Here is a 17,170-nt window from a genome sequence, read left to right as displayed (position 1 = left end):
ACGCTTATCCGGCCTACAACGTGGGCCTGCGGTCGAAACCGTAGGGCGGATAAGCGTAGCGCCATCCGCCAATTCGTTAATTAATACAGCGCCTTACCGTTGCTGTCTTTTATACTGGTCTTCCATGCAGCACGAACCTGCTCAACAACGTTATCCGGCAGGCTGGCGTAGTCCAGATCATTCGCCTGCTTAGCGCCATTTTTGTAGGCCCAGTCGAAGAACTTCAACACTTCAGCACCCTGCTCAGGTTTCTTCTGCGCTTTGTGGACCAGGATAAACGTGGTGGAAGTGATTGGCCACACATCGTCACCTTTCTGGTTGGTCAGATCCTGCGCGAAGGTTTTGCTCCAGTCTGCGCCTTTCGCCGCATTAGAGAAGCTCTCTTCCGTCGGGCTTACCGGTTTGCCGTCGGCAGAAACCAATTTGGTGTAGGCCAGGTTGTTCTGCTTGGCGTAAGCGTATTCAACGTAGCCAATAGCGCCTGGCAGACGCTGTACAAATGCTGCGATGCCGTCGTTACCTTTACCGCCCAGACCGGTTGGCCAGTTCACGGTAGAACCCGCGCCCACTTTCGATTTCCACTCGTCGTTGACTTTCGCCAGGTAACTGGTGAACACGAAGGAGGTACCGGAACCGTCAGCGCGACGCACCACAGCGATATTCTGTGAGGGCAGCTTCACGCCTGGGTTCAGTTTGGTGATGGCTTCATCATCCCACTTCTTGATTTTACCGAGGTAGATGTCACCCAGCGTTTTACCATCCAGCACCAGTTCACCGGATTTGAGGCCTGGAATATTCACCGCCAGCACCACGCCGCCGATCACCGTCGGAAACTGGAACAGGCCTTCCTGATTCAGTTTTTCGTCAGACAGCGGCGCATCGGAAGCGCCAAAATCAACGGTATTCGCGGTGATTTGTTTCACGCCGCCGGAAGAGCCTATCCCCTGGTAATTGACTTTGTTACCGGTTTCTTTCTGGTAGGTATCCGCCCATTTGGCATACACCGGCGCAGGAAACGTTGCACCGGCACCTGTCAGGCTTGCTGCTGCAAAGGCAGAGAACGCGCTCATCGATAAGGTCGCGGCGACAACAGTTGCGACAGTGGTACGCATAACTTTCATAATGTCTCCTGCACGGTTTCGGTAAATCGTTGTTTGAGTTGCTACGATGAGCAAAATAGGACAAATTGATGACAGTTATATGTCTTGATTATGACGGTTTGATGACAATGGAAATAAAAAAGCTGGCCCGGGGAGACACCAGACCAGCCTGCAGGGGGAGATGAATTAAACTGTTTGCGCAACCGCAGACGGTTTCAACAGCGCGTACATCAGGCCGCAAACAATCGTGCCCAGGGCAATCGAGAGCAGATATTGCATCACATGTTCTACCGCATGCGGGATCGCCAGGACAAAGAGACCACCGTGTGGCGCCATCAGTGTACAACCGAAATACATGGACAGTCCCCCGGCGATTGCGCCACCGACCATCGTGGAAGGGATGACGCGCATCGGGTCACGCGCAGCGAAGGGAATCGCCCCTTCAGAGATAAAGCACAGCCCCAGGATAAAGGATGCGTTACCCGCTTCATGCTCAGAAGCAGTGAATTTCGCTCTGGCCGCCCAGGTTGCGACGCCCATCCCTAATGCCGGTACCATCCCTGCCGCCATAATGGCCGCCATCGGCATATAGGAATGAGAAGCCAGTAAACCGACGCCGAAGGTATACGCAGCTTTATTCACCGGCCCACCAAGGTCAAAACCTTGCATTGCGCCCAGCAACATTCCCAGCAAGATAGCATTCGTAGAGGTCATATTCCCCAGGAACGTCGTCAGCCCTTCCATCACCGCAGACACCGGGCCACCCACCACGTAAATCATGATTAGGCCGGTAATCAGCGTAGACAGTAGCGGCAGAACCAGCACAGGCTTAAGCGCTTCCATTGACGCTGGTAGCTTAATATTTTGCGCCAGAAACCGTACGCTGTAACCGGCCAGAAAACCGGCCACAATCCCTCCCAGGAAACCAGCACCGCACAGGCTGGCCAACATCCCGCCAATAAGCCCCGGGGCCAGACCCGGACGATCGGCAATTGAGAAGGCAATAAACCCAGCCAGTACCGGCACCATCAGCGCAAAGGCCGCCTTACCACCGATTTGAAATAACGCAGCCGCCAGCGTGCCCGGCTCATTGAAGGCCTGGATACCGAAGACAAAAGAGAGCGCGATACACAATCCTCCCGCCACCACCAAAGGAAGCATATGGGATACGCCGGTCATTAAATGCTTATAAACGCCGGGTAGCTCTGTTTTACCAGCTGAAGAAGAGCGCCCGGCACTCCCCTGATAGACCTCGGCGCTATTGAAAGCATTATCCATTTCCTGCGCACTCTTTTTTAGCGCCGCGCCGGTACTGGTGCGATAGAGTCTTTTGCCAACAAAGCCTGACAGATCCAGCTCAATATCCGCCGCGATAATCACCACATCCGCTTGCGCTATCTCTTCCGCGGTCAGCGTGTTCTTCGCCCCGACGGAACCGCGGGTTTCAACCTTGATCCAGTCACCACGCTTGCGGGCTTCAATTTCCAACGCTTCTGCCGCCATAAAGGTATGGGCGACGCCCGTCGGACAGGCCGTCACAGCAACAATTTTTTTAGTCATAGTAGGGTACCCTGTTCTTTTAATTTAAAGAAAAAGCGGGAAAAAATGTTACAGACGTGACCAGGCCGCGGCTTTCTGGAACAGCGCGTCGTCCGGGCGAATCCCGGTATAAAGGACAAATTGTTCCACGGCCTGAATAGCAAACACTTCGGAACCGGTAATCACGGTTTTACCGCGTTCACGGGCGTAGCGGATCAGCGGCGTGACGGGCGGTAGCGCCACCACATCAAAGATAACGCTCGCCTTATCCACTTCCTGTTCGGAATAAGAGAGTTTGTCGGCATCATTACCGCCAGCCATTCCGATAGGCGTGGCGTTAATTAACAAATCGGCTTCAATACCGTCGGTATCCGGGCGCCATTCATAGCCATAGAGTTCGGCCAGTTGTTTACCTGACGCTTCATCAATCGCGACAATATAACCACGGGTAAACCCCGCATCCTTCAGCGCGCAGGCCACCGCCTTTGCCATACCACCGCTGCCACGCAAAGCAAACACCAGGTCGGGAGAGACCTTGTAACTCGCCAGCAAGCGAGCTATTGCAATGTAATCGGTGTTGTACGCCTTCAGATGGCCATTGGTATTCACAATGGTATTAACTGAGTGAATGGCCTGAGCAGAAGCATCCAGTTCATCCACCAGCGGAATGCAGGCTTCTTTAAACGGCATAGAGATCGCGCACCCACGTATCCCCAGCCCGCGCACGCCGCTAATGGCCTGCGTAAGATCGGTCGGCGAGAAAGCTTTGTAGAGATAATTGAGATCCAGCGCTTCGTACAGATAGTTGTGAAAGCGTGTACCGAAGTTACTTGGGCGTGCCGCCAGGGACATGCAGACCTGCGTGTCTTTATTAATGCGCTTTGTCATGATGAATCCTCATAGAAGTTGCGATAGGGAAAATCATCGGCTAAAAAGGGGATATTAAAAATTGCTCATTCCCGTTCGGGAAATTTCACCTTTTATGACAACCCGGCACACTGAACAAAAATACTTAAAGCTACTCCAGCACTATGGCGACAAGCCTGTTAGCGTGACATTACAGGAGCTGGCGGATGTGTTGTTCTGCACCCGACGGCATATGCGTAATCTGTTGCTTCAGATGCAGGAGGCAAAGTGGCTCATCTGGCAATCACAGGCCGGACGTGGGCATCGCGCCCGGCTTCACCTGCGCTATAAACCAGAACAGCTGTTAAGCGAAAAGGCGGAGCAGTTACTGGAGTCTGGTCATATTGATCAGGCCATTCAGCTGCTGGGTAAAAATAAGCACCAGGTGGCGCAACTGCTGCGTTCAAAGCTGGGCTATAGCGTGCGGGCAGACTATCAGCGGCTGTGCATCCCCTATTATCGGACAATGCCGTCGCTGTGCCCCGGCATACCGTTGCGTCGCTCTGAGCAGCATCTGGTCAGGCAGATTTTTAGCGGCCTGACGCGCATAAATGAGGAAAAAGGTGAAGTCGAAGCCGATCTTGCCCACCACTGGCGGCAGATTGATCCACTGCGCTGGCGTTTTTATCTGCGCCCCGCCGTCCTCTGGCATGATGGTCAGGAGCTGACGATCGACGCGGTTATCGCTTCACTGACCCGCAGCGCTAAGCTGCCGTTGTTCTCGCACTTGCAGACCATTCAGGCCACCGGGCCGCTGAGCCTTGAAATTACGCTGGCGCACCCGGATAACCGACTGCCGCTGCTGCTCAGTCATATTGATGCCATGATCCTACCGCCTGACCATACACAACGCGCTGATTTCCCGGCACATCCCGTGGGAACTGGCCCTTATGAGGTGGTGGAAAACAATGGCTTTCATCTGCAAATGAAGGCCTTTGACCACTATTTCGGTCTGCGCGGGCTGCTGGATGAAGTGGAGGTCTTTATCTGGCCGAATTTAACGGAGACAGATAACCTGGCGGAATCGCTGTCGGATAACGACACGGCAGCCTGGCTCAGTTCCAGCCTGAGCGATGAGGATTACGTTTCCGGACGGCTTAGCCAGGTATCAGGCAAACCTTCTGACAACCTGCGCGAGATGTTTCTTGAGCGTGGAGGCTATTTTTTATTATGCGACAGTCGCTCTCCGCACTGGCATACCGCCGAACATCGCCGCTGGCTGCGGGAAACACTCAGCCCTTACGCCTTACTCCAGCATCTGAGTGAGGCAATTCGCCCCTTCTGGGTACCGGGCGGCAGCCTACTGTCCTCCTGGTTTCATACTATTGAGGCGGGCCCAGCCTGTTCACCTTTTATCTCGTCGTCGCCCTACGCAAAACTGCGTCTGGCCTATCACGATCAGCACCCTGAATTTCCGATGCTCCTGGATATCATGCAAGAGATCATGCGCCAGCAGGGCATTTTACTTGAGGGCGTGGAGCTGAATTATGATGACTGGGCGAATGGCAAAGCCAATGTGGATCTCTGGCTGGGGACGGTCAATTTCCCCATTCCCGAAGAGTGGAACGTCGGTACATGGCTGCTGGGCTCCCCTTTACTGCGCCACGCCATCAGCGGTGGGGATGATGCGCTGCTGGCCCAATGGGAAACCCAGTGGCATGCCGAAACCATCAGCGCGGAACAACTGGTCAGGGAAACCACCCGTTCAGGCTGGCTACAGCCGCTTTTTCACCACTGGATGCGACTCAAAGGCCCCGACCGGGCCAGGGGGATCCACCTGAATAACCTGGGATGGTTTGATTTCCGATCCACCTGGATTGAGCCAGGGCCTTAAAGAAGAGAATGTGACCGGGTACCCGTAGCGCAGGTAGGCGTAGCACCTCTTAGTCGCTCTTCAGCCACCATAGAGAAAGAACAGCGCCTGTCACGGCGCACAAAAAAAGGCCGTCTATCGACGGCCTTCTGCCTGGTACTACATTTGTACTTACTCTACGGTAACCGATTTCGCCAGGTTACGCGGCTGGTCAACGTCGGTGCCTTTAATCAGCGCCACGTGATACGCCAGCAGTTGCAGCGGAACGGTGTAGAAGATAGGCGCAATGACCTCTTCCACATGCGGCATCTCGATGATGTGCATGTTGTCGTTGCTGACGAAACCCGCATCCTGATCGGCGAAGACGTACAACTGACCGCCACGTGCGCGAACTTCTTCGATGTTGGATTTCAGTTTCTCCAGCAGTTCGTTGTTCGGCGCCACCACAATCACCGGCATATCGGCGTCAATCAGCGCCAACGGCCCGTGTTTCAGCTCGCCTGCAGCATAGGCTTCCGCGTGAATGTAAGAGATCTCTTTCAGCTTCAGCGCGCCTTCGAGCGCAATCGGATATTGATCGCCACGCCCCAGGAACAGCGCATGGTGTTTGTCAGAGAAATCTTCCGCCAGGGCTTCGATACGTTTGTCCTGCGACAGCATCTGCTCAATACGGCTCGGCAGCACCTGTAGGCCATGAACGATATCATGCTCAATGGACGTATCCAGACCTTTCAGACGCGCCAGTTTCGCCACCAGCATCAACAGCACGGTTAACTGGGTGGTGAAGGCTTTGGTAGATGCTACGCCAATTTCCGTACCCGCGTTGGTCATCAGCGCCAGATCGGATTCACGCACCAGCGAAGATCCCGGCACGTTACAAATGGCCAGAGAGCCCAAATATCCCAGCTCTTTCGACAGACGCAGGCCAGCCAGGGTATCTGCCGTTTCGCCAGACTGGGAGAGCGTGATCATCAGGCTGTTACGGCGCACGGCAGATTTGCGATAGCGGAATTCAGAGGCGATTTCAACGTCGCACGGAATACCTGCCAGCGATTCAAACCAGTAACGGGAAACCATACCGGAGTTGTAAGACGTACCGCAGGCGAGGATCTGAATATGCTCAACCTTCGACAACAGATCATCGGCGTTCGGTCCCAGCTCGCTTAAATCCACCTCACCGTGGCTGATGCGCCCGGTAAGGGTGTTTTTGATCGCGTTCGGCTGTTCGTAGATCTCTTTCTGCATGTAGTGGCGGTAAATACCTTTATCGCCCGCGTCATATTGCAGATTAGATTCGATATCCTGACGTTTTACTTCCGCGCCGGTGTTATCGAAGATATTTACCGAACGGCGAGTGATTTCAGCGATATCGCCCTCTTCAAGGAAGATAAAGCGACGAGTCACTGGCAACAGCGCCAGCTGGTCAGAAGCGATAAAGTTTTCGCCCATACCCAGGCCAATCACCAGCGGGCTACCAGAACGTGCCGCCAGTAGGGTATCCGGGTGACGGGTATCCATGATCACTGTACCGTACGCACCACGCAGTTGCGGGATAGCACGCAGAACAGCCTCACGCAGAGTACCGCCCTGTTTCAGTTCCCAGTTTACCAGGTGTGCAATCACTTCGGTGTCGGTTTCAGAAACGAAGGTATAGCCACGCGCTTTTAACGCTTCACGCAGCGGTTCATGGTTTTCGATGATGCCGTTATGCACCACCACAATGTGTTCAGAAACATGCGGATGCGCGTTAGCTTCTGAAGGTTCACCGTGCGTCGCCCAGCGAGTGTGAGCAATACCAGTGCCGCCATGCAGAGGATGTTCTTCCGCTGCCTGAGCCAGCATCTGGACTTTACCGAGGCGACGCAGGCGGGTCATATGACCTTCTGCATCCACCACGGCCAGACCGGCAGAGTCATATCCGCGGTATTCCAGACGACGTAAACCTTCGAGAAGGATTTCAGCTACATCACGCTGCGCGATAGCGCCAACAATTCCACACATAGTTTTATTTCCTGATTATGGCATTACGCCATGCGTTGTCGCTGACCTGTATGCCCGTCGTTGCGGGCGCCCCGAGCCTTGTAGAGAGTGGGGTTATTTTTATAAGTACTGCTCATGGAGCGGAGGATTATTTTATCCTCTCATCTCCGGTCTGCCGGATGGCGCTGACGCTTATCCGACCTACAAAATCACTTTTTCTTCACCGGACGCTGCCAGCCTTGCTTATGCACCTGCGGCACGCGGCTTAATACCAGTTCATTGTCGGCTACATTACGGGTGACGGTAGTCCCTGCGGCGATGGTGGCCCCTTTACCAACAGTAACCGGCGCCACCAGTTGGGTATCGGAGCCGACAAACACATCGTCGCCAATAACCGTTTTGAATTTGTTCGCGCCATCATAGTTACAGGTGATGGTCCCCGCGCCGATATTCACGTTGTCGCCAATTTCCGCATCTCCCAGGTAGGTCAGATGGCCGGCTTTAGAACCTTTACCGAGACGCGCTTTTTTCATTTCAACGAAATTGCCGACGTGAGCGCCCGCTAACAGCTCCGCGCCGGGACGCAGGCGAGCAAACGGGCCGATGGTGCAGGCCGCTTCCAGATGCGCATCTTCCACCACGCTGTATGGGCTAATTTCGCAGTCATCGCCAATAACGCTGTTTTTAATAATGCAGCCCGCGCCGATCTTCACGCGGTGACCGAGCGTTACATAACCTTCGATGATAACGTTAGCGTCAATTTCGACATCCATTCCACAATGAAGGGTGCCGCGGAGATCAAAACGTGCCGGATCGCGCAACATAACACCGGATAACAGCAGTTTCTCCGCCTGTTCGGCCTGGTAAATACGCTCCAGACGAGAAAGCTGTAGACGGTTATTCACGCCGTCCGTTTCGCTGATGCGAGCCGGATGCACCGCGGCGATCTCCCGTCCTTCCTGATAAGCCAGCGCGATGATATCTGTGATGTAATATTCACCCTGCGCATTATTGTTAGTCAGCTTAGACAACCAGCGTTTCAGGTCCGCGCCGTTGGCGATCAGAATACCAGTGTTAATTTCCTGGATCTGACGCTGTTCATCAGTGGCGTCTTTATGTTCAACGATGCCGGTCACTTTACCGTTTTCACGCGTAATACGGCCATAGCCGCTCGGATCGTCCAGCTTCACGGTTAATAACCCAATACCACCCTGCGGTTTGGCATCGCGCAGGCGCTGTAAGGTTTCAACCGAAATCAGCGGCACGTCGCCGTAAAGCATTAAAATATCTTCATCGTCGCTAAAAAAGGGCGCGGCCTGCTGCATTGCGTGACCTGTTCCCAACTGTTCCGCCTGAAGCACCCAGTTCAGCTTGTCATCTTTCAGGGTCTGTTTTAACAACTCGCCACCGTGGCCATAGACCAGATGAACCTGTGCGGCCCCTAATTTAGTAGCTGCATCAATGACATGCTGCACCATGGGTTTACCCGCCAGCGTGTGCAGCACTTTAGGAATATCGGAATACATGCGTGTGCCTTTACCTGCGGCAAGGATCACTACGCTCATAGCACTATTTAACATACGCGTCCTGACTGTAATTTGAGAACGAATTTATACTGTTTCACGTTGAAAATACTACATTTTTTTCATCGTAAAATGGAAGAAGGATAAAACGCTCACCGGGATAAAATCCCCGCCTGCTAATGAATCATTTTCGTTCATTACCGCGCCTCTTGTCTCCTGAAAAGTAAAAACACCCGCGTATTGGCAACGTAGTCCGATGTTTTTGCTGTTTTTTTACTCCATAAATAAAGAAGATAACGTAATAAAGCGCAGGGGGGTCAGAAAAGCAAAAACCAGCGACAGAGGCCGCTGGTTTTCCGTTGCGCATATTTTTTACTTAATTACGCGACATAAAAATCCGCAAAATATACCAGAACATGGTCGCGATAGAAGCAAACAGATGTAATGCCGCGCCAGCTGGGCGATCGGTAGGGTAATGGTGAATAATGTTAGAAGTATCGTAAAGTATAAACCCGGCGCACAGCAGTACCATTAGCGCAGAAAACCAGACGCCCAGCGAGAAGCCGCAGATGACGCTGGCAATAATCGCGCCAAAAGCAATGAACCCAGCCATAGTCAGAAACGAGCGCAGAAAAGAAAAGTCTTTTTTTATGGAAAAAGCGGTAAACGTCAGACCGCCAACCAGCAACAGAGTCGTTATTGCCGCCGCGCCAATGCTCGACGGGTTAATATACGCCGCCACCGTTAACAGGGGGGCAAAAATCAGGGATTCTGCCAACACATAAATCCCCAGCCCGATAAGTTGCGTTTGATTAGTCCCCGCATTATCCGCCAGACGGGTTGCCAGCATTCCCACCAGCATAAAAGCGCCGAGAACAACCAACCAGCTATATCTTCCACCAGCCAGCAGCACATCAAGCGCATACTCCCCGACCCCTATAAAACTCCACGCCGCGCTCAATACGATAAAACCGACGATGGCGACGGCGAGATGAAGATAAGCGCGACGAATAAAGGTAGTACGATCAATCCTTGAGTCGGGTTGTGGACCCGCAAAGGATGGCTGAAATGACATAGTAATAATCCCTCATTTTATGCAATAAAAACGCATCCATTCCTTCCTTCTTCGCACAATGTGCAGATGCCAATGACAGAAAGAAAGATTTAATGAAAACAGCGCTGTCGCTGAAAACGCGTCGCCTTCAGCCGCTTGTTTTTGTCGTTGCTAGTTTATCGAATAAAAATTGAGAGGATAAAAAAAAACCAGTCCGCAATCAGACTGGTTTTATGCTTTCAAGCCGGTGTTACATCGCTTTTTTGGTCAACTCGATAACGCGCAGTTTAGCGATCGCTTTGGCCAGTTCCGCAGACGCCTGAGCGTAATCCACGTCACCGTGCGAGCTCTTAATGTGCTCTTCGGCTTTACGCTTCGCTTCCAGGGCTCGCGCTTCGTCGAGATCCTGACCGCGAATCGCGGTATCCGCCAGAACGGTCACGCTGCCAGGCTGCACTTCCAGAATGCCGCCGGACAGATAGATAAACTCTTCATGACCGTGCTGCTTAACGATGCGAATCATACCAGGCTTAATGGCGGTGAGTAGCGGCGCGTGCCCCGGGTAAATCCCCAGTTCGCCTTCGCTACCCGTAACCTGGATTTTCTCGACCAGACCGGAGAACATTTGTTGCTCCGCGCTGACGACATCCAGGTGGTAAGTCATTGCCATATCACCCTCCGATTAAGGCGTTAAAGTTTTTTGGCTTTTTCCACGGCTTCGTCGATGGAACCGACCATGTAGAACGCCTGCTCCGGCAGGTGATCGTATTCGCCTTCCATGATGCCTTTAAAGCCACGGATGGTGTCTTTCAGGGAGACGTATTTGCCCGGAGAACCGGTAAATACTTCCGCCACGAAGAACGGCTGGGACAGGAAGCGCTGAATTTTACGCGCGCGAGCTACCACCAGTTTATCTTCTTCAGACAGTTCATCCATACCGAGGATGGCGATGATGTCTTTCAGTTCCTGATAACGCTGCAGGATGGACTGAACGCCACGCGCGGTGTCGTAGTGTTCCTGACCAACAACCAGCGGATCCAGCTGACGGCTGGTGGAGTCCAGCGGGTCAACGGCCGGGTAGATACCCAGGGATGCGATCTGACGGCTCAGTACCACGGTTGCATCTAAGTGCGCAAAGGTGGTGGCTGGAGACGGGTCAGTCAAGTCATCCGCCGGTACGTATACCGCCTGTACGGAGGTGATAGAACCGGTTTTGGTGGAGGTGATACGTTCCTGCAGAACGCCCATCTCTTCCGCCAGAGTCGGCTGGTAACCTACTGCGGAAGGCATACGGCCCAGCAGTGCGGATACTTCCGTACCGGCCAGGGTGTAACGATAGATGTTATCGACGAACAGCAGTACGTCACGACCTTCGTCACGGAATTTCTCCGCCATGGTCAGGCCGGTCAGTGCAACGCGCAGACGGTTTCCCGGCGGCTCGTTCATCTGGCCATACACCAGGGATACTTTATCGATAACGTTGGAGTCGGTCATTTCGTGGTAGAAGTCGTTACCCTCACGAGTACGTTCCCCTACGCCCGCAAACACTGAGTAACCGGAGTGCTCGATCGCGATGTTACGAATAAGCTCCATCATGTTTACGGTTTTACCTACACCCGCACCACCGAACAGACCGACTTTACCGCCCTTCGCGAACGGACACATCAGGTCGATAACTTTGATACCGGTTTCCAGCAGTTCCTGAGAGTTTGACAACTCTTCGTAGGAAGGTGCTGCGCGGTGAATCGCCCAACGCTCTTCTTCGCCGATCTCGCCTTTCATGTCGACCGGTTCGCCCAGGACGTTCATGATACGACCCAGCGTGGCTTTACCTACCGGGACTTCGATCGGGTGTTCGAGATCTTTTACATCCAGACCGCGACGCAGACCGTCAGAAGACCCCATCGCGATGGTACGCACGATACCGCCGCCAAGCTGCTGCTGAACTTCCAGCACCAGCTTCTCATTACCATTCTGCACCTCAAGGGCATCGTACACGCGTGGTACGGCATCCTGAGGGAACTCGACGTCGACCACGGCGCCGATTACCTGGACAATCTTTCCAGTAGCCATCTTAAATCCTCTACGAAATAACCTGGTTAAACCGCGGCGGCCCCCGAGACGATCTCGGTGAGTTCCTGAGTAATGCTGGCCTGACGAGCTTTGTTGTATACCAACTGCAGCTCTTTAATCAGGCTGCCGCCATTATCGGTTGCGGCTTTCATCGCCACCATTCGTGCGGCCTGCTCGCTGGCCAGGTTTTCTACCACGCCCTGATAAACCTGAGACTCCACATAACGACGCAGGAGAGTATCCAGCAGCGCTTTCGGGTCTGGTTCATACAGGTAATCCCAGGCTTTACGCTTCAGATCATCATCTTCTGACGCCGGCAGCGGCAGCAGTTGAGTGATCGTCGGCACCTGAGACATGGTGTTAATAAATTTGTTGCTGACAATGTAAAGCTTGTCCAGACGGCCTTCGTCGTAGGCCTGCAACATCACTTTAACCGGACCGATCAGTTCGGACAGAGAAGGGTTATCCCCCATACCTGTCACCTGAGCGACAACGTTGCCGCCTACGGAATTAAAGAATGACACGCCCTTAGAGCCGATCATTGCGAGTTCGCACTGAACGCCTTTATCGGACCATGCCTTCATATCCGCCAGCAGCTTTTTGAACAGGTTAATGTTCAAGCCACCGCACAAACCACGGTCGGTCGACACTACCAGGTAGCCCACGCGTTTAACGTCGCGCTCTTCCAGGTAGGGGTGCTTATATTCCAGATTACCGTTCGCAAGGTGACCAATCACTTTGCGCATGGTCTCTGCATAAGGACGGCTGGCCGCCATGCGATCCTGCGATTTACGCATTTTGGAAGCGGCGACCATCTCCATCGCTTTAGTGATCTTTTGCGTGTTCTGGACGCTTGCGATCTTACTACGTATCTCTTTTGCGCCGGCCATGAGCTTCTCCTCAATGCCTTACGGCCTGCCCTAAGGCAAGCCGCCAGACGTTACCAGGACTGGGTTGCTTTGAAGGAATCGAGGATGCCTTTCAGCTTGCCTTCGATTTCGTCGTTATAGCCACCGGACTGGTTGATCTCTTGCATCAGCGGAGCGTGATCACGGTCGACGTAAGCCAGCAGTGCGGCTTCGAAGCTACCGATTTTCGCCAGTTCGACATCCGCCAGATAACCACGTTCTGCTGCGAACAGAACCAGAGACTGCTGCGCGACGGACATCGGCGCATACTGTTTCTGTTTCAGCAGTTCGGTCACTTTCTGACCGTGGTCAAGCTGTTTACGGGTGGCATCGTCAAGGTCGGATGCAAACTGAGAGAACGCCGCCAGTTCACGATACTGCGCCAGCGCGGTACGAATACCACCGGACAGTTTTTTCATGATCTTGGTCTGGGCTGCGCCACCTACACGGGATACCGAGATACCCGGGTTAACCGCAGGACGAATACCGGCGTTAAACAGGTTAGATTCTAGGAAGATCTGACCATCGGTAATGGAAATTACGTTGGTCGGAACGAACGCGGAAACGTCACCTGCCTGCGTTTCGATAATCGGCAGCGCGGTCAGAGAGCCGGTTTTCCCTTTCACTTCACCTTTGGTGAAGGCTTCGACGTAGTCGGCGTTAACACGCGCAGCACGCTCCAGCAGACGAGAGTGGAGGTAGAATACGTCGCCCGGGAATGCTTCACGTCCTGGCGGACGACGGAGCAGCAGGGAGATCTGACGGTAAGCAACAGCCTGTTTAGACAGGTCATCGTAAATGATCAGCGCATCTTCACCGCGGTCACGGAAGTATTCGCCCATTGCGCAACCGGCATACGGCGCCAGATATTGCAGAGCAGCGGATTCGGACGCGGTCGCCACCACAACGATGGTGTTAGCCAGCGCGCCGTGTTCTTCCAGTTTACGCACCACGTTAGAGATGGTGGACGCTTTCTGGCCGATAGCGACATAGATACATTTGATACCGGAATCGCGCTGGTTGATGATGGCGTCGATAGCCAGCGCGGTTTTACCGGTCTGACGGTCACCGATGATCAGTTCACGCTGACCACGACCGATTGGGATCATGGAGTCAACGGCTTTATAGCCGGTCTGCACCGGCTGATCGACAGACTGACGATCGATAACGCCCGGCGCAATCGCTTCAACGGCAGAGAAGCCGTCATTATCAACCGGACCTTTACCGTCAATTGGCGCACCCAGGGTGTTCACCACACGTCCCAGCAGACCGCGGCCAACCGGAACTTCCAGGATACGACCCGTACATTTAACCTTCATGCCTTCGGCAAGGTCAGCGTATGGACCCATGACTACCGCACCCACGGAGTCGCGCTCCAGGTTCAGTGCGATAGCGTAACGGTTACCCGGCAGGGAGATCATTTCACCCTGCATACAATCGGCCAGGCCGTGAATGCGGATAACACCGTCACTGACAGAAACAATAGTACCTTCGTTGTGAGCTTCGCTCACCACATTGAACTGAGCAATGCGCTGCTTGATCAGTTCGCTGATTTCGGTGGAATTCAGTTGCATGCTCCAGTCCCCTTAAGACTGCAAGACGTCTGCAAGGCGCTCAAGACGGCCGCGTACGCTGCCATCAATGACCATATCACCCGCCCGGATGATAACGCCTGCCATTACAGACTTATCGATTTTGCAATTCAGCTTCACTTTGCGTGACAGACGTTTTTCCATCGCGGCGCTGATTTTCGAAAGCTGCTCTTCACTCAATGCGGTTGCCGACGTAACTTCTACCTCGGAGGTAGCTTCACTGGCGGCACGCAGATGAATAAACTGCTCCAGAACATCCGGGAGCGCGTTCAGACGATTATTTTCAGCCATCACCCGAATCAGGTTCTGACCGTTTTCGTCTAACTGCTCACCGCAGACTGCGATAAACGACTCAGCGAGCGTTTCCGGCGCCAGCGCGCCAGAGAGAAGCTCTGCCATTTGTTCGTTCTTGGTTACCTCGGCGGCAAACGCCAGCATATCCTGCCAGCGCTCTACACTTTGGTGTTCAACGGCAAAGTCAAAAGCTGCTTTGGCGTAGGGGCGAGCTACCGTAACAAATTCAGACATCAGCCCCTCCCTCCTTACAGTTCAGCGACAAGTTTATCCACGATGTCGCTGTTAGCAGCTTCATCCACGGAACGTTCGATGATCTTCTCGGCGCCAGCAACAGCCAGGATAGCAACTTGCTTACGCAGCTCTTCACGGGCGCGTTTACGCTCGGCTTCAATTTCCGCCTGCGCCTGCGCCACGATTTTAGTACGTTCCTGCTCTGCTTCAGTTTTGGCTTCGTCCAGGATCTGAGCGCGGCGTTTGTTTGCCTGCTCGATGATTACCTGAGCTTCCGCTTTCGCTTTTTTCAGCTGGTCGGTCGCGCTGGCCTTTGCAAGGTCAAGATCCTTATGTGCTCGTTCAGCAGAAGCGAGACCGTCAGCAATTTCTTTCTGACGTTTCTCGATGGCTGCCATTAACGGCGGCCATACGTACTTCATGCAAAACCAGACAAAGAGAATAAACGCGATGGCCTGGCCGAGGATTGTTGCGTTAAGATTCACAGCACAATGCCTCTATCTAGTTAACCTTCTGATATTGCTCTTAATTCAAGCAACGCTTACTACGCGACAGCGAACATCACGTACAGACCCAGACCTACAGCGATCATCGGGATAGCATCCACCAGACCCATAACGATAAAGAACTGAGTACGCAGCAGAGGAATCAGATCAGGTTGACGCGCCGCGCCTTCCAGGAATTTACCCCCGAGGATGCCGATACCGATCGCAGCACCGATTGCCGCCAGACCCATCATCACAGCGGCAGCCATGTACAGCAGATCCATATTCAGGTTTTCCATGACAGTCTCCAGTTTGTTTCAGTTAAAACGTAGTAGTGTTGGTAAATTAATGCTCTTCGGACGCCATCGACAGATAGACAATCGTCAGAACCATGAAAATGAAGGCTTGCAGCGTAATAATCAGGATGTGGAAAATGGCCCACGGCACATTCAGAATCCACTGTGACCACCACGGCAACAGACCAGCAATCAGAATGAAAATCAGCTCACCGGCATACATGTTGCCGAACAGTCGCAGACCCAGAGAAACCGGTTTGGACAGCAGACTTACCCCTTCAAGGATTAAGTTGACAGGAATGAACGCCCAGTGATTGAACGGCTGCAACGTCAACTCTTTTGCGAAGCCGCCGATGCCTTTCATTTTGATGCTGTAGAACAGAATAAGGATGAATACGCCCAGCGCCATCGACAGGGTGATGTTCACGTCAGCAGACGGCACCACGCGCGTTGCCGGCAGACCCAGCCAATGCTCAGCGATATACGGCAGCAGGTCGATAGGCAGTAAGTCCATCAGGTTCATAAGGAATACCCAGACGAAAATCGTCAGGGCCAGCGGCGCAATCAGCTTGCTTTTGCCATGGTACATGTCTTTCACGCTGCCATGCACAAAGCCGACTATCAGCTCAATCGCGGTCTGAAACTTGCCTGGCACGCCGCTGGTCGCTTTTTTAGCAACGCTACGGAACATCACCAGAAACAACAGACCCAGCACCACCGAGAAGAACATGGAGTCAATATTGAGCGTCCAGAAGGTGGCTGGGGGGTTCTGCGGATCCACCAGCGAGAAAGTACGCAGGTCCAACTGAAGGTTATTCAGATGGTGTCCTATGTATTCCTGCGGCGTCATATTTTCTGAAGCCATGATGCCTTTTACCCTTTGTTGTTAATTACAGCCGGCGCCAGTATCTGAACCACCAGCACCAAAACCCACGTAACGATCAGCGGCAAAAACACCGCCTTTAAAACCGCCAACGCCACCACCAGTAAAACCAGCATCGCTAACACCTTGAAGGCTTCACCGAAGGCGAAAGTCCAGGACACGCGGCCCTTAGCAGGTGTATGCGCCTGGTGACGCCAGGCAAATATCATAAACAACATATTAGGCAGTGCCACTGCCAATCCCCCACATACTGCGGAGATGCCCCAGAAGGGGTCTTTGAGGCAAAACAGCAATCCACTTGCTATTACCGCCAGAAACTGAATGAACAGAAGCTTACGAGCAACGTTTCGACTCACGAGCGACACAGACATCACGTTTTTACTCCTGCTCACTTCGAGGTATGCCGCGTGTCGTATAAAACGTTCTTTAAGACTTAGAGTCAAGCATCAAAAAGCGGTCAAATTATACGGTGCGCCCCCGTGATTTCAAA

16 protein-coding genes are annotated in these 17,170 nt (G+C 53.3%); 1 reads left to right on the top strand and 15 read right to left on the bottom strand.

Annotated elements, in window-relative coordinates:
- Positions 1 to 80: 80 nt before the first annotated feature.
- From pstS to J1G48_RS22540, 3 genes are all read right to left on the bottom strand, one after another.
- Positions 81 to 1,121 carry a phosphate ABC transporter substrate-binding protein PstS gene (gene pstS, locus J1G48_RS22550; RefSeq protein ID WP_000867130.1) on the bottom strand — a complete coding sequence of 347 codons (1,041 nt, stop codon included), beginning with the start codon at positions 1,119 to 1,121 and terminating at the stop codon, positions 81 to 83.
- A gap of 165 nt (positions 1,122 to 1,286) precedes the next feature.
- A complete protein-coding gene (locus J1G48_RS22545) occupies positions 1,287 to 2,660 on the bottom strand; it encodes a fructose-specific PTS transporter subunit EIIC (protein WP_000162549.1) in 1,374 nt (457 codons plus the stop codon).
- A gap of 48 nt (positions 2,661 to 2,708) precedes the next feature.
- A complete protein-coding gene (locus tag J1G48_RS22540) occupies positions 2,709 to 3,527 on the bottom strand; it encodes a shikimate 5-dehydrogenase (RefSeq protein WP_000166716.1) in 819 nt (272 codons plus the stop codon).
- Between the two features lie 94 nt (positions 3,528 to 3,621).
- On the opposite strand from J1G48_RS22540, the gene J1G48_RS22535 reads away from it, so the two are divergent.
- A complete protein-coding gene (locus tag J1G48_RS22535) occupies positions 3,622 to 5,379 on the top strand; it encodes an SgrR family transcriptional regulator (protein WP_000213165.1) in 1,758 nt (585 codons plus the stop codon).
- 150 nt (positions 5,380 to 5,529) lie between these two features.
- Here J1G48_RS22535 and glmS read toward each other — a convergent pair whose 3' ends face one another.
- The 12 genes from glmS to atpI all read right to left on the bottom strand — a co-directional run bounded on the left by glmS (position 5,530) and on the right by atpI (position 17,051).
- Positions 5,530 to 7,359 carry a glutamine--fructose-6-phosphate transaminase (isomerizing) gene (gene glmS, locus J1G48_RS22530; RefSeq protein WP_000334054.1) on the bottom strand — a complete coding sequence of 610 codons (1,830 nt, stop codon included), beginning with the start codon at positions 7,357 to 7,359 and terminating at the stop codon, positions 5,530 to 5,532.
- 188 nt (positions 7,360 to 7,547) lie between these two features.
- Positions 7,548 to 8,918: a bifunctional UDP-N-acetylglucosamine diphosphorylase/glucosamine-1-phosphate N-acetyltransferase GlmU gene (glmU, locus tag J1G48_RS22525; protein WP_000934851.1), complete on the bottom strand. Its 1,371-nt coding sequence runs from the start codon at positions 8,916 to 8,918 to the stop codon at positions 7,548 to 7,550.
- 319 nt (positions 8,919 to 9,237) lie between these two features.
- A complete protein-coding gene (locus tag J1G48_RS22520; RefSeq protein ID WP_000009908.1) occupies positions 9,238 to 9,936 on the bottom strand; it encodes a Bax inhibitor-1 family protein in 699 nt (232 codons plus the stop codon).
- 229 nt (positions 9,937 to 10,165) lie between these two features.
- Positions 10,166 to 10,585, bottom strand: coding sequence for a F0F1 ATP synthase subunit epsilon (locus J1G48_RS22515; RefSeq protein ID WP_001251971.1), 420 nt, complete (start codon positions 10,583 to 10,585; stop codon positions 10,166 to 10,168).
- Positions 10,586 to 10,605: 20 nt separating this feature from the next.
- Positions 10,606 to 11,988, bottom strand: coding sequence for a F0F1 ATP synthase subunit beta (gene atpD / locus J1G48_RS22510; protein WP_000190499.1), 1,383 nt, complete (start codon positions 11,986 to 11,988; stop codon positions 10,606 to 10,608).
- A 26-nt stretch (positions 11,989 to 12,014) separates the two neighbouring features.
- On the bottom strand, positions 12,015 to 12,878 hold the full coding sequence (gene atpG, locus J1G48_RS22505) for a F0F1 ATP synthase subunit gamma (RefSeq protein ID WP_000896506.1): 864 nt from the start codon (positions 12,876 to 12,878) through the stop codon (positions 12,015 to 12,017).
- A 50-nt stretch (positions 12,879 to 12,928) separates the two neighbouring features.
- A complete protein-coding gene (gene atpA / locus J1G48_RS22500; RefSeq protein ID WP_001176751.1) occupies positions 12,929 to 14,470 on the bottom strand; it encodes a F0F1 ATP synthase subunit alpha in 1,542 nt (513 codons plus the stop codon).
- Positions 14,471 to 14,482: 12 nt separating this feature from the next.
- Complete coding sequence (gene atpH / locus J1G48_RS22495) at positions 14,483 to 15,016, bottom strand: F0F1 ATP synthase subunit delta (protein ID WP_001288957.1); 534 nt, start codon at positions 15,014 to 15,016, stop codon at positions 14,483 to 14,485.
- A gap of 14 nt (positions 15,017 to 15,030) precedes the next feature.
- Entirely contained in the window at positions 15,031 to 15,501 is a 471-nt protein-coding gene (gene atpF / locus J1G48_RS22490) for a F0F1 ATP synthase subunit B (RefSeq protein ID WP_001052212.1), read from the bottom strand.
- Between the two features lie 59 nt (positions 15,502 to 15,560).
- Positions 15,561 to 15,800 (bottom strand): F0F1 ATP synthase subunit C, encoded by a 240-nt coding sequence (atpE, locus tag J1G48_RS22485; protein ID WP_000429386.1) that lies wholly within the window; start codon positions 15,798 to 15,800, stop codon positions 15,561 to 15,563.
- A 46-nt stretch (positions 15,801 to 15,846) separates the two neighbouring features.
- Positions 15,847 to 16,662: a F0F1 ATP synthase subunit A gene (gene atpB / locus J1G48_RS22480; protein WP_000135632.1), complete on the bottom strand. Its 816-nt coding sequence runs from the start codon at positions 16,660 to 16,662 to the stop codon at positions 15,847 to 15,849.
- An 8-nt stretch (positions 16,663 to 16,670) separates the two neighbouring features.
- Positions 16,671 to 17,051 (bottom strand): F0F1 ATP synthase subunit I, encoded by a 381-nt coding sequence (gene atpI / locus J1G48_RS22475; RefSeq protein ID WP_000116685.1) that lies wholly within the window; start codon positions 17,049 to 17,051, stop codon positions 16,671 to 16,673.
- Between the last annotated feature and the right edge of the window lie 119 nt (positions 17,052 to 17,170).

The sequence above is a fragment of the Salmonella sp. SAL-020 genome, from assembly GCF_017372215.1.
GTDB lineage: Bacteria > Pseudomonadota > Gammaproteobacteria > Enterobacterales > Enterobacteriaceae > Salmonella > Salmonella enterica.
Note: the sequence above shows the minus strand (reverse complement) of the source record. Positions and strands in the feature narration are given on the sequence as shown.

Coding starts and splice junctions, on each gene's coding strand:
- pstS (WP_000867130.1), bottom strand. CDS start 1,121: ATGAAAGTTATGCGTACCACTGTCGCAACTGTTGTCGCCGCGACCTTA.
- J1G48_RS22545 (WP_000162549.1), bottom strand. CDS start 2,660: ATGACTAAAAAAATTGTTGCTGTGACGGCCTGTCCGACGGGCGTCGCC.
- J1G48_RS22540 (WP_000166716.1), bottom strand. CDS start 3,527: ATGACAAAGCGCATTAATAAAGACACGCAGGTCTGCATGTCCCTGGCG.
- J1G48_RS22535 (WP_000213165.1), top strand. CDS start 3,622: ATGACAACCCGGCACACTGAACAAAAATACTTAAAGCTACTCCAGCAC.
- glmS (WP_000334054.1), bottom strand. CDS start 7,359: ATGTGTGGAATTGTTGGCGCTATCGCGCAGCGTGATGTAGCTGAAATC.
- glmU (WP_000934851.1), bottom strand. CDS start 8,918: ATGTTAAATAGTGCTATGAGCGTAGTGATCCTTGCCGCAGGTAAAGGC.
- J1G48_RS22520 (WP_000009908.1), bottom strand. CDS start 9,936: ATGTCATTTCAGCCATCCTTTGCGGGTCCACAACCCGACTCAAGGATT.
- J1G48_RS22515 (WP_001251971.1), bottom strand. CDS start 10,585: ATGGCAATGACTTACCACCTGGATGTCGTCAGCGCGGAGCAACAAATG.
- atpD (WP_000190499.1), bottom strand. CDS start 11,988: ATGGCTACTGGAAAGATTGTCCAGGTAATCGGCGCCGTGGTCGACGTC.
- atpG (WP_000896506.1), bottom strand. CDS start 12,878: ATGGCCGGCGCAAAAGAGATACGTAGTAAGATCGCAAGCGTCCAGAAC.
- atpA (WP_001176751.1), bottom strand. CDS start 14,470: ATGCAACTGAATTCCACCGAAATCAGCGAACTGATCAAGCAGCGCATT.
- atpH (WP_001288957.1), bottom strand. CDS start 15,016: ATGTCTGAATTTGTTACGGTAGCTCGCCCCTACGCCAAAGCAGCTTTT.
- atpE (WP_000429386.1), bottom strand. CDS start 15,800: ATGGAAAACCTGAATATGGATCTGCTGTACATGGCTGCCGCTGTGATG.
- atpB (WP_000135632.1), bottom strand. CDS start 16,662: ATGGCTTCAGAAAATATGACGCCGCAGGAATACATAGGACACCATCTG.
- atpI (WP_000116685.1), bottom strand. CDS start 17,051: ATGTCTGTGTCGCTCGTGAGTCGAAACGTTGCTCGTAAGCTTCTGTTC.